11 protein-coding genes are annotated in these 12,139 nt (G+C 72.5%); 10 read left to right on the plus strand and 1 reads right to left on the minus strand.

The genetic code is table 11. From position 1 onward, the window contains the following. Positions 1 to 119 precede the first annotated feature (119 nt). A complete protein-coding gene (locus tag ACFYOV_RS11825; RefSeq protein WP_389086010.1) occupies positions 120 to 1,373 on the minus strand; it encodes a sensor histidine kinase in 1,254 nt (417 codons plus the stop codon). Positions 1,374 to 1,573: 200 nt separating this feature from the next. Between ACFYOV_RS11825 and ACFYOV_RS11830 the strand changes: the two genes are divergently transcribed. Genes ACFYOV_RS11830 through ACFYOV_RS11875 form a run of 10 tightly spaced genes read left to right on the plus strand, consistent with a single transcriptional unit; the run spans position 1,574 to position 12,092 of the window. Then, entirely contained in the window at positions 1,574 to 2,005 is a 432-nt protein-coding gene (locus ACFYOV_RS11830) for an NADH-quinone oxidoreductase subunit A (protein ID WP_389086012.1), read from the plus strand. Continuing rightward, positions 1,996 to 2,658 (plus strand): NADH-quinone oxidoreductase subunit B, encoded by a 663-nt coding sequence (locus ACFYOV_RS11835; protein ID WP_389086015.1) that lies wholly within the window; start codon positions 1,996 to 1,998, stop codon positions 2,656 to 2,658. Before ACFYOV_RS11830 ends, ACFYOV_RS11835 begins: the two co-directional genes overlap by 10 nt. Further along, positions 2,655 to 4,100 (plus strand): NADH-quinone oxidoreductase subunit C, encoded by a 1,446-nt coding sequence (locus ACFYOV_RS11840; protein WP_389086017.1) that lies wholly within the window; start codon positions 2,655 to 2,657, stop codon positions 4,098 to 4,100. The genes ACFYOV_RS11835 and ACFYOV_RS11840 overlap by 4 nt, the downstream gene beginning before the upstream one ends. Next, on the plus strand, positions 4,097 to 5,065 hold the full coding sequence (locus tag ACFYOV_RS11845) for an NADH-quinone oxidoreductase subunit H (RefSeq protein WP_389086020.1): 969 nt from the start codon (positions 4,097 to 4,099) through the stop codon (positions 5,063 to 5,065). Before ACFYOV_RS11840 ends, ACFYOV_RS11845 begins: the two co-directional genes overlap by 4 nt. A 2-nt stretch (positions 5,066 to 5,067) precedes the next feature. Beyond that, positions 5,068 to 5,904, plus strand: coding sequence for a NuoI/complex I 23 kDa subunit family protein (locus ACFYOV_RS11850; protein WP_389086022.1), 837 nt, complete (start codon positions 5,068 to 5,070; stop codon positions 5,902 to 5,904). Beyond that, positions 5,901 to 6,617, plus strand: a complete 717-nt coding sequence (locus tag ACFYOV_RS11855; protein WP_389086025.1) for an NADH-quinone oxidoreductase subunit J — start codon at positions 5,901 to 5,903, stop codon at positions 6,615 to 6,617. Before ACFYOV_RS11850 ends, ACFYOV_RS11855 begins: the two co-directional genes overlap by 4 nt. After that, the gene (nuoK, locus tag ACFYOV_RS11860; RefSeq protein WP_389086027.1) at positions 6,617 to 7,024 is read left to right on the plus strand and encodes an NADH-quinone oxidoreductase subunit NuoK; all 408 of its coding nucleotides are present in this window, start codon (positions 6,617 to 6,619) and stop codon (positions 7,022 to 7,024) included. The genes ACFYOV_RS11855 and nuoK overlap by 1 nt, the downstream gene beginning before the upstream one ends. Then, a complete protein-coding gene (locus ACFYOV_RS11865; protein ID WP_389086030.1) occupies positions 7,021 to 9,015 on the plus strand; it encodes an NADH-quinone oxidoreductase subunit L in 1,995 nt (664 codons plus the stop codon). The genes nuoK and ACFYOV_RS11865 overlap by 4 nt, the downstream gene beginning before the upstream one ends. Before the next feature lie 6 nt (positions 9,016 to 9,021). Further along, complete coding sequence (locus ACFYOV_RS11870; protein WP_389086032.1) at positions 9,022 to 10,596, plus strand: NuoM family protein; 1,575 nt, start codon at positions 9,022 to 9,024, stop codon at positions 10,594 to 10,596. Continuing rightward, positions 10,593 to 12,092, plus strand: a complete 1,500-nt coding sequence (locus ACFYOV_RS11875; protein ID WP_389086035.1) for an NADH-quinone oxidoreductase subunit N — start codon at positions 10,593 to 10,595, stop codon at positions 12,090 to 12,092. Before ACFYOV_RS11870 ends, ACFYOV_RS11875 begins: the two co-directional genes overlap by 4 nt. Positions 12,093 to 12,139 lie beyond the last annotated feature (47 nt).

Consider the following 12,139-nt stretch of genomic DNA (forward strand, 5'->3'; position numbering starts at 1 on the left):
TTCCGGGCTCGGCGTACGTCGTCGGTACGGGCTGCCCGGTGTACGTCACGCGTACGCCGACGGGCGCCGGGCGGCCGGGCGTCCCAGCTCGTCCCGGCGAACGCCGCGCGCCCGGCGGCTCAGGCGAGCGCGCCCGAGCGGTCCCGCCACGGCAGTTCCGCCGTCACCGTCGTCGGACCTCCCTCCGGCGAGTCCACGACGAACAGACCGTCGACCGCGCCCAGCCGTTCGGAGAGCCCCCGCATGCCCGTACCGCCGTCCAGGCTCGCGCCCCCGCGCCCGTCGTCCCGCACCTGGATCAGCAGCCGGCCGTCCGCCCGCCACACGTCGACCGAGGCCGACCGTGCCGCACTGTGCTTGCTGACGTTCTGGAGCAGTTCCGAGACCGTGAAGTAGGCGATGCCCTCGATGGCCGCCGCAGGACGCTCGACGAGGTCCACCGTCACCTTCACCGGCACCGTGCAGCGTGAGGCGACCGAGGACAGTGCCGCGTCCAGGCCCCGGTCGGTGAGCACGGCCGGATGGATGCCCCGCGCCAGGTCCCGCAGCTCCTGCAGCGCCAGCTTGACCTCGCCGTGCGCCTCCTCGACCATCGCCGCCGCGACGTCGGGATCCTCCAGCAGCTTCTCCTTGGCCAGCCCCAGCCCCATGGCGAGATTCACCAGCCGGGCCTGTGCACCGTCGTGCAGATCCCGCTCGATGCGCCGCAGATCGGCGGCGGCCGTGTCGACCACCACACCCCGGTCCGACTCCAGCTCGGCGATGCGCCGCTCCAACTCGTCCGAGGGACACAGCAGCCCCCGCACCATCGCCCGGTCCGCGTTCGCCAGCCCCCGCGCGACGAACGGCAGCACCGGCCACAGCACGAACAGCGAGGTCAGCGTCACGGTGAAGGTGACCACGCCCCACGGCAGCCGGATCAGCTCGTACAGGACCGTGCGCCAGCCCACCGGGTCCTTCACCGCCAGCCACAGCCTCGGCCAGAACCCCCCACGGCGCCACGGCAGCGGAGTCGGCTCCTCCACCCGCACTCCGAGCAGCGCCCTGGCCCGCGCCCGCTCCAGCCGGCCCAGCTGCCGCGCGCCCAGCAGCCCCGCCGCGAGCAGCGGGAACCCGACCACTGTGACCGTGAGCCCGAGACCGGTGAACAGCATGACCACGACATAGGTGAAGCCGACCAGGGAGACCGGGAGGTTCGCCAGCAGATGGGCGATCTCCTTCCACGTGTGCCGGTCGTAGGCGAGGCGGGCCGGCGGCGGACGGTCGCCGGGAACGTCCGCGGCAGCGACGCCGGGCCTGCCCGAGGAGGTGCCCGAAGTGGTGCCCAGGGTGGTGCCCGGGGGCGTGTCGTGGGCCGGGAAGCGTTCGGTCATGGGGATCAGCGTGCCCTTCGACGGGCAGCGGCGCCATGAGGTGGACCGCCATGGCGGACTGAGGAAAACCCCACCCCTGCATGCCGAGCGGTGACGGGCTGCTTACCGTCTCTTTATCAGGGCCTAGACTCCCGTGCGTACAGATCTTTCCGGCAGCACGGAACGGACCAGGGACACCAGCCAGGGAGTGAGGGGCGGACGTGCGGAAACCGACCGGCGTCGATACGACCGCCGTCGCGGCGGACGTCGCGGCGGACGCTGCGGCAGAGTACTTCCAGTCCTACTCGGTCGTCGGACTGCTGGCCGTCGTCGGCGTGCTGTTCGTCGCGGTGGCCTTCGGCGCGGGACGCCTGCTGCGGCCCGTGGTCCCCACGCCCGAGAAACTTCTGACGTACGAGTGCGGAGTCGACCCCGTCGGCGAAGGCTGGGCCCACACCCAGGTCCGCTACTACGTCTACGCCTTCCTCTACGTGATCTTCGCCGTCGACTCGATCTTCCTCTTCCCCTGGGCGACCGTCTTCGCCGCCGACGGCTACGGCGCGACCACCCTCGTGGAGATGTTCATCTTCCTCGGCTTCCTCGCCGTGGGCCTGCTGTACGCATACAAGAAGGGCGTCCTGACATGGACGTGACCCCGTCGACCCCCGAACCGGTCCTGCTTCCGGAACCGAAGCGGCTGGGCGCGCTCTCCCGCCTCGCGCCCGAGCCGATGAAGGTGATCCTCAACTGGGGCCGCCGCTACTCGCTCTGGGTCTTCAACTTCGGCCTCGCCTGCTGCGCGATCGAGTTCATCGCCGCGTCGATGGCCCGGCACGACTTCATCCGCCTCGGCGTCATCCCGTTCGCACCGGGGCCCCGGCAGGCCGACCTGATGGTGGTCTCCGGCACGGTCACCGACAAGATGGCGCCCGCGGTGAAGCGCCTCTACGAGCAGATGCCCGAGCCGAAGTACGTCATCTCCTTCGGCGCGTGCAGCAACTGCGGAGGCCCGTACTGGGACTCCTACTCGGTCACCAAGGGCGTCGACCAGATCATCCCGGTCGACGTCTACGTCCCCGGCTGCCCGCCCCGGCCGGAGGCGCTGCTCCAGGGCATCCTGAAGCTCCAGGAGAAGATCGCCCGCGAGTCGCTGGGGGAGCGGTACGGATCCGGCCCGGGTGCGCACGCGTCCGTGGCGGCGCTGCAGAGCGGGCTGGTGAGTCCGCCGACGGCGGGCGGATCCGCTGCCGGCGCATCCGCTGCCGGCGGAGCCGGGGACGGGTCCGACGCGGGGGAGGGCCGATGACCGCGGTCGGCTGGCTGCCCGCCGAGGTGGAGGAACTGTTCGGTCCGGACGCCACGGCCGAGGAGTCGTACGACGTTCTGACCGTCGACGTACCCCCCACGGCCTGGATCCCCGCCCTGGAGGCCGCGCGCGACCGCCTGGGCTGCACCTACTTCGACTGGCTGAGCGCCGTCGACGAACCCGGCACGGGCTTTCGCGTCACCGCGCACGTCGCGGCCCTGTCCCCGGTGCGGCGCCTGCTGCTGCGCACGACCGTCCCGCACGAGGCGCCTGCGCTGCCGTCCGCCGTGGACGTGTACGCGGGCGCCGCCTGGCACGAACGCGAGACGCACGAGATGTTCGGCGTCGACTTCACGGGCCACCCCGCGCTGGACCACCTCCTCCTTCCGGAGGGCTTCGAGGGCCACCCCCTGCGCAAGGACTTCGTCCTCGCGGCCCGCGTCGCCAAGGCCTGGCCCGGTGCCAAGGAACCCGGCGAGTCCGAACACGGAGGCCCCAAGCGCCGCCAGATGCTGCCCCCCGGCGTCCCCGACCCGAACGAATGGGGCCCCCTGAAGGGCCAGCTTCCCCCGGCCCCCGCCCGCCCGGCCCGAGGAGCGGGCCGAGCGGCGGGCGCGGCCCGTACGGCGGCGGGCGCCGGCGCGGCCCGCACGGCGGGCGACCGCCCGGTGCGCCGCACCCGCACCGCCGCGGAGGGGTCGGCGAGCCAAACCCCTTCGACCACCGGGCCCACGGAGACCGAAGGGGCGACCACGCCCCGCCGCACCCGTACGGCGGCGGAGGGCTCGGCGAGCCAGACCCCCGCCATCGAGCCGGCAGCCCCGCGGCCCGCGTCGAGCGCGCCCTCGTCCACCGATGCCGCGTCCACCGATGCCGCGTCGACCGATGCCGCGTTGGCTGGGTCCCCCGTGAGCCCGCGCCGTGCTCGGAGCGCGAGCCAGGGCTCGGCGTCGCAGCGGGCCGATACCACGGGGGCCGCCGCGGGCCCGCGGCGGCAGCGCAGCACGGCGGAAGGGTCGGCGAGCCAACGGCCCACGCCGGACTCGCCGACCGCGCCGCCGCCCCCCGAGGCACCGGACGGCACATCCGTCCCGGCGCCCGCCGGACGCCCGCCCCGCAGGCCCGCAGCCGCTCCGCGCAGCCCCGACGCCCCCTGGCACCACGCCCGCCCGGCCTTCGAGGAACCGGAGCCCGAACCGTCGGCCGAGGCCGCGACCGGGCCCGAACCCCGGGGCACGACGCGACCCGCGACCGGCCGTGCATCCGGAGCCCAGGACGCCGCGGCGGCTGACAGCGCCGACGACACCCACCGCGCCGCCGACGACGACAGTGCCCACCGCGCCGACGACGCCGACAGTGCCCACAGCGCCGACGACGACGGAGCCCGCAGCGCCGACCCCGCACCCGAGAACCTCGAAGATCCCGCAGGAGGCCCGCAGTGAACGACGTGCTCGACGTCACCCTGCGACTCCTGATCGTCTTCGTGGTCTTCCTCACCCTCCCTCTGATCATCGGTCAGACCGAGCACAAGGTGATGGCCCACATGCAGGGCCGCCTCGGCCCCATGTACGCCGGCGGCTTCCACGGCTGGGCCCAGCTCATCGCCGACGGCGTGAAGTTCGCGCAGAAGGAGGACGTCGTCCCCGCGGGCGCGGACCGCCGTATCTTCCAGCTCGCCCCCGCCGTCGCCCTCCTGCCCTACCTCCTCGTCCTGCTCGCCATCCCCATCGGCCCCGGCGAGGGCGCCGTCGGCCAGGTACTGGACGCCGGTGTGTTCTTCGTCCTCGCCGTCATGGGCGTCGGCGTCCTCGGCTCGCTCATGGCCGGCTGGGCCTCCGCCAACAAGTTCTCCCTCCTCGGCGGCCTGCGCACCGCCGCCCAGCTCCTCGCCTACGAACTGCCGATGCTGCTCACCGCCGCCTCGGTGGCCATGGCGGCCGGCACGGTCTCCCTCGTCGGCATCCTGAACGCCTTCGAGTGGTGGTGGCTGCCGTGGCAGATCACCGGCGCACTGGTCTTCTTCGTCGCGGGCCTCGCCGAACTGCAGCGCCCGCCCTTCGACATGCCCGTCGCCGACTCGGAGATCATCTTCGGTGCCTACACCGAGTACACCGGCCTGCGCTTCGCTCTCTTCCTCCTGGCCGAGTACGCCGGGATCGTCGTCCTGTGCGGTCTGACCACCGTCCTCTTCCTGGGCGGCTGGCACGGTCCCTGGGGCGCCGACGGACTCGGCTGGGTGTGGACCCTGCTGAAGACCGCGGTCCTCGCCTTCCTGGTCATCTGGCTCCGCGTCACCTATCCCCGGCTGCGCGAGGACCAGCTCCAGAAGCTCTCCTGGACCCTCCTCGTCCCCCTCTCCCTCGCCCAGATCGCCCTCACCGGCATCGTCAAGGTGGTGATCCAGTAGCCATGGCCGAGTCCGTACCGCCCACCCGGCCCCGCATCCCCGGCTCCGGCCTGGCCAAGGGCCTGGCCGTCACCCTGCGGACGATGACGAAGAAGTCCGTCACCGACCAGTACCCGGACGTCCAGCCCGGCCTCCCGCCCCGCACCCGCGGCGTGATCGGCCTGTTCGAGGAGAACTGCACGGTCTGCATGCTGTGCGCCCGCGAGTGCCCGGACTGGTGTATCTACATCGACTCCCACAAGGAGACGCTCCCGGCGGCGACCCCCGGCGGCCGCGAACGCAGCCGCAACGTCCTCGACCGGTTCGCCATCGACTTCTCCCTGTGCATGTACTGCGGTATCTGCATCGAGGTGTGTCCTTTCGACGCGCTGTTCTGGTCCCCGGAGTTCGAGTACGCCGAGACCGACATCCGCGACCTCACCCACGAGCGCGACAAGCTCCGCGAGTGGATGTGGACCGTCCCGGCCCCGCCCGCCCTCGACCCCGGCGCGGAGGAACCGAAGGAACTCGTCGCCGCCCGCAAGACGGCGGAGAAGCTGGCGGCCCAGCAGGCCGCCCCAGGGGAAACCGCCGCGGAACCCGCCGCACCGTCCGCCGCACCCCGTGCCCGCACCGCCCCGGCGTCCGGCACCGTGCCGCACGCCGACGAGCAGACCAGCGCCGCCGAATCCCCCACCCGCCCGATGGGCGACTCCCAGCAGCAGACCGACCAGCCGACGGACCGTTCGGCGGACCGGTCGGCGGGCGGGCCCGCGGACCAGTCGCCCGGTCCGGCGTCGGGCGGGCCGGCGGACCAGCCACAGGACCGGCTGAGGCCGGAACAGGAGGGCAGGGAATGACCGTCGCAGCCACCGTGGGCGGCCTCGCGGTCGGCCCCCCGAACCTGGCCGGCGAGCCGTCCGGCTTCCTCTCCCCGACCGGTGTGGAGATCGCCTTCCTCCTCGTCGGCCTGGTCACCCTGGGCGCCGCCGTCGTCACCGTCACCACCCGGCAGCTGGTGCACGCCGCCCTGTGGCTGGTGGTGGCCCTCGGCGGCCTCGCCGTCGAGTACCTGCTGCTCACCGCCGAGTTCATCGCCTGGGTGCAGGTCCTCATCTACGTCGGTTCCGTCGTCGTCCTCCTCCTGTTCGGTCTGATGCTCACCCGGGCGCCGATCGGCCGCTCCCCGGACGCCGACTCCGGCAACCGGTGGGCCGCCCTCACCGTGGCCGTCGCCGCCGCGGGCGCCCTGGTGTGGGTGGTCGTGGACGCCTTCCGCACCACGTGGATCGACCTGGACGGCACGCCCGCCGGTTCCACCGACGTGACGGGCGCCAGCCTCTTCCAGCACTGGGTCCTGCCCTTCGAGGCCCTCTCCGTGCTCCTCCTCGCCGCCCTGGTCGGCGCGATCGTCCTGTCCCGCAAGGCGAAGGCCGACGCGACGGGCACGCCCGCGAACACCCCCACCCGTGCCGCCGGCACCCCCACCGGCCCTCGGCGCGGCACCCCGCGCGGCTCCGGCACCGACGCCGGCACCACGGACACCCGCCGCGACACGGAAGGGACCCGCTGATGCACCTCGCCTATCCCGCCGTGCTGTCCGCCCTCCTGTTCTGCACCGGCCTGTACGGAGTCCTCGCCCGGCGCAACGCGATCCTCGTCCTGATGTCGGTCGAGCTGATGCTCAACGCCGTCAACCTGAACCTGGTCGCCTTCGACGTCTGGCTCAGCAAGGCCGCCGAGGACACCTTGCACTCCGGTCAGGCCCTGACCCTGTTCACCATCGCCATCGCCGCCGCCGAGATCGGCATCGGCCTGGCGATCGTCCTCGCCGTCCACCGCAACCGGGGCACCGCGGACATCGACAGGCTCCGCGACACCGCCGAGGGCCACGAGCCGGACGGCCCCGACGGCGACGTATCCGACGGCGACGCCTCCGCGACCCGGGCGGCGGCCGAGAAGGCTGAGGCCACCGCGTGAGCACGACCACCCTCGCCGTCCTCGTCCCCCTCCTGCCGTTCCTGGGCGCTCTCACCGGCCTGCTCCTGGGCCGCACGGCCCCCGGATTCGTCCGTCCGCTCGCCGTCCTCCCGACCTTCGCCTCCCTCCTGCTCGCCGTACTGGTCGCCGCCCGCCAGAGCGGGGGCCAGGCCGTGGACTCCGCCACCGAGCTCACGCCGACCGGCTCCGTCCCGGTCGAGCTCGCCCTGCACATCGACGGCTTCGCCGCCCTCACCGCCGTGCTCGTCGGCGTCGTCGCCACCTGCGTGCAGATCTACTCCACCGGCTACCTGCGCGACGACTCGCGCTATCCGTCGTACGCCGCCCTCGTCTCCCTGTTCACCTCCGCGATGCTCCTCGTCGTCTATTCCGGCGACCTGATGGTGCTGCTGGTCGGCTGGGAGGTCATGGGCATCTGCTCCTACTTCCTCGTCGGCCACTACTGGGAGACCCCCGAGGCCCGCGCCGCCTCGCTCAAGGCCTTCCTCGTCACCAAGCTCGGCGACGTGCCGTTCCTCATCGGCCTGTTCGCCCTCGCCGGCGGCGCGGGGTCCTTCCGCATCACCCGGATCCTCGGCGCCGTCGCGAACGGCGGCATCGAGCACCCGACGCTGATCGCGCTGCTGCTCCTGGCCGGCGTGGCGGGCAAGTCGGCGCAGTTCCCGCTGCACACCTGGCTCCCCGACGCGATGGCGGGCCCGACCCCCGTCTCGGCGCTGATCCACGCCGCGACGATGGTCGCCGCCGGTGTCTACTTCGTCGCCCGTCTCCTTCCGCTCTTCGAGGCGTCCCGGGCCGCGATGGTCGTCCTCGCCGTCATGGCCGCGGTCACCATGACCGGCTCGGCGCTCGCCGCGCTCGCCCAGGACGACATCAAGCGCGTCCTCGCCTACTCGACGATCGGCCAGCTCGGCTACATGACCGGCGCCCTCGCGGTCGCCGACCGCGGCGCCGCCGTGTTCCACCTCCTGTCCCACGGCGCCTTCAAGGCGCTGCTGTTCCTCGCGGCCGGCGTGATCATCCATGCCGCCGGCACCAACTCCCTCGCCGCCATGTCCCGCATGAGCAACCTCCGTGACCGTGTCCCCGACGCCTACTGGACGATGACGGTGGCGCTCCTGGCGCTCGCCGCGATCCCGCCGTTCAGCGGCTTCTTCTCCAAGGAGGCCGTCCTCGGCGTCGCCGAGCACGTGGTCACCGGCCACACCGAGGGCGCCCCTGCCGCGGCGGGCTGGATCGTGCTCCTCGCCGGTTTGCTCACCGCCGTGCTCACCGCGGCCTACGCGACGCGCCTGTGGCTGCTGGCCTTCCGCGGCCACGGCACCGAGGCCCCGGACCACGGCAGGCAGCCCCTGGCCATGACCACGGTGCTGTGGGTGCTCGCGGTGCCCTCCCTCGCGGTGGGCGGCCTCGCCTTCCGCGCGCTGCCGGACTGGTTCGACGGGCACGACCTGACCCCGACCCTGACCACCTCCGTGCTCGGCACGGGCGTGGCGCTGGTCGGCGGCATCGTCACCTACGCCACATGGCGGCACACCACCGCGCTCGCCGGTCGTGTCCCCATGGGTGCCGTCGCCGCGCATCCCTCGGCGGACGCCGGTCAGGTCGAGGCCGAGGCCATCGCCACCCACGAACCCGCCTACGGAGACGTGGCCCACGCACCCGACCCGGCCGACCCGGGACGGCTGCTGCTCGGCCCGCTGCACCGCCACGCGGCCGTCGGCTTCCACCTCGACGCCGTGTACACGGCCCTCTTCGTCCGCCCGGTCCGGGCCGGCGCGAGTCTCGTCCGGTTCCTGGACCGCGAGGTCGTGGAGACCTACGTACGCGGTGCGGGAACACTGCCCCGCTGGCTCGGCGCCGCGGTGCGCCGGGCGCAGACCGGCAATGTGCAGACCTATGTGAGCGCGCTGCTCGCCGGCACCGTCGTCCTCGCGGTCGCCGCCGTCCTCGTCGCCACGGGAGCGTGAGCAGGCGTGATCGATATCAGCGAGTCCGTGATGCAGTTCCTTCTGGCGTTCCTCGTCGTCGGCCCGCTCCTCGGTGCGGCCGCCGCCCTCCTGCCGGCCCCGCCCGGACTGAAGGGGAAGTCACCCGAGCAGGCCGTGCTCCGGCACGGCGTGACCGTCACCGGGGCGATCCTCATCGCCGCGATCGTCCTGGCGCTCGGCTTCGACCACGACCAGCCGTCGAAGATGCAGGCCACGACCGATATCAGCTGGATCCCCGCACTCGACGTGCGCATCCACCTCGGCACCGACGGCATCTCCCTCCCCCTTCTGGTCCTGACCGCGCTGCTGACCTTCCTCTGCGCGCTCTACTCGTACTTCAAGCCACCCGCGGGCCCGTCCCCGCAGGCCTTCGTCGCCCTGCTGCTCGTCCTCGAGTCCGGCACCCTCGCGACCTTCGCCGTCCTCGACCTGATCCTGTTCTTCCTCGCCTTCGAGATGGTCCTCATCCCGATGTACTTCCTCATCGCCCGCTGGGGCGGCGAGGGCCGGGCCGAGGCCGCCTGGAAGTTCATCCTCTACACGCTGCTCGGCTCCGTGGTCATGCTGCTCGGCCTGCTCCTGATCGGTATCAAGGCGGGCACGTTCGACATGATGGCACTCGCCACTGACAACGGCCGGTCGCTGACCACGTCCGTGCAGGTCATCGCCGTGCTGGCGATCGGGATCGGGCTTGCGGTGAAGACGCCGATGTGGCCGCTGCACAGCTGGCTGCCCGACGCCCACACCGCCGCGCCGACCGTCGGCTCGGTCCTGCTGGCAGGTGTCCTGCTGAAGATGGGTACCTACGGATTCGTTCGGATTCTCCTCCCTGCCACGCCGGACGGCTTCCGCACCTACGCGCCCTACCTCGCCGCCTTCGCCGTCGTCGGCATCATCTACGGGTCCCTGGCCTGCCTGGCCCTCGCCAGGCAGGGCGCGAAGGGCGACCTCAAGCGCCTCATCGCCTACTCCTCCGTCGGCCACATGGGCTTCGTCCTCCTCGGCATCGCGACCATGACCCCGACGGGCGTCAACGGCGCCCTGTTCGCCAACATCGCCCACGGCCTGATCACCGGCCTGCTCTTCTTCCTGGTCGGCGCCCTGAAGGACCGCACCGGCAGCACCGACCTCGACACCCTCGCCGAGCAGACCGGCGCCGCTCTGTACGGCAGGGCACCGCGCCTCGGTGCCCTGCTCGCCTTCGGCGCCGTCGCCTCCCTCGGACTGCCCGGCCTCGCCGGGTTCTGGGGCGAGATGCTCGCGCTGTTCGGCGCGTTCGATCCCGCCGACGGCCTCAGCCGCCCCGCCTTCCTCACCTTCATGGCGATCGGCGCGTTCGGCACCCTGCTGACGGCCGCCTACCTGCTGATCGTGGTCCGCCGGGTCTGCATGGGCGCCGTATCGCAAGGAGCCCCGCAGCTCACCGACGTCCGGTCCTACGAGTTCGCGGCCTGGACCCCGCTCGTCGTCCTCACCGTCGTCGCCGGGCTGTGGCCGAAGGCCCTGCTCGGCCTCACCGACCCGGCCGTGCAGCAGCTCCTCGCAGGAGGCACCCGATGAGCTCCCTCGTCCAGTCCGTCGACTGGCTGGCGATCGCACCGCCCACCATCGCGGCGGTCGTCGGACTCGTCGTCCTCGTCGCGGACCTGTTCGTCGGCGAGGACAGGAAGCCGCTCCTCGGCTGGCTCTCGGTGGCCGGACTCGCCGCCGCCACGCTCATGCTGCTGCCCCTCCTGGACGCCGACCGCAGCACCTTCTGCCTGGTCGGCGACGCCGACGTGTGCAGCTACACCGCAGACCGCTTCACCCTCGTCATCCAGTTCCTGGTGCTCGGCGGGGCCCTCCTGGCGGCCCTGCTGTCGGTCACCGCGCTGAAGGACGAACACAAGCGGCTCCCCGAGGGCGAGTACTGGTTCCTGTTCCTGTCCTCCGCCGCCGGCGCCGCCCTCCTGCCCGCCTCCCGCGACCTCGCCACCCTGATCGTCGCCCTGGAGGTCGCCTCCCTTCCCGCCTTCGCCCTCGTCGGCCTCCGCCAGGGCGACCGGAAGTCCTCCGAGGCGGCCCTGAAGTTCTTCCTGTCCTCGGTCACCGCCACCGCAGTCGGCCTGATGGGCATCAGCCTGGTCTACGCCGCCACCGGCACCCTCCACCTCACCCTGGTCGCCGAGCGGATCCAGGACGTCGACGGGCAGCTCACCACCCTCGCCCAGACCGGCGTCGTCCTCACCCTCGTCGGCTTCGCCTTCAAGACCGCCGCCGTTCCCTTCCACTTCTGGGTGCCCGACACCTACGTGGGGGCCCCGCTGCCGATCGCCGCCTACCTGTCGGTCATCGGCAAGGCGGTCGGCTTCTCCGGCCTCATCCTGGTGACCGTCGTCGCCCTGCCGTCGTACGCCGGCGTCTGGGGACCGGCGCTCGCCGCGCTGGCCGCCCTCACCATGACCGTTGGCAACGTCGGGGCCCTCAGGCAGAACGCCACGCGCGCGTACAGCGCGGTACGCCTGCTCGCCTGGTCCTCCGTCGGCCAGGCCGGCTACCTCCTCGTACCGATCGCCGCCGCCGCGTACTCCGACGACGCCGAGAAGTCGATCGGCTCCACCCTCGCCTACGCCCTGATGTACGGCGCGGTGAACCTCGGCGCGTTCGCGATCGCCGCCCTGGTGGGTCGCGCCCGCCGCCTCAACCGCGTCAGCGACTACCGCGGCCTGTACGCCTCCAGCCCGCTCACCGCACTCCTGCTGGCCTTCTTCCTGCTGTGCCTCGCCGGTCTCCCGCCGGGCATCATCGGCCTGTTCGCCAAGGTCACCGTGTTCTCCGCGGCCGTCGACGCCGGACTCGGCTGGCTCGCCGTGGTGATGGCCGTCAACGTCGTCATCGCGCTGGTCTACTACCTCCAGTGGACGGCCCTGCTGTTCCGCGCCCCCGAGGGCACGCCCGCCGAGCACCGTGTCCCCGCTCCCCTCACCGCCGCGATCGCCCTGACCGGCGTCCTCGGCATCGCCCTGTCCGGAGCCCCCCAGCTGGTCCTGCGTTTCACCGACACCGCGCTGTTCTGAGCGCCCGGCGCATCGCACGCGCGCGTGGAGGCACCCGCACTCCACGC

The organism is Streptomyces sp. NPDC005931 (assembly GCF_042871235.1).
Classification (GTDB): Bacteria; Actinomycetota; Actinomycetes; order Streptomycetales; family Streptomycetaceae; genus Streptomyces.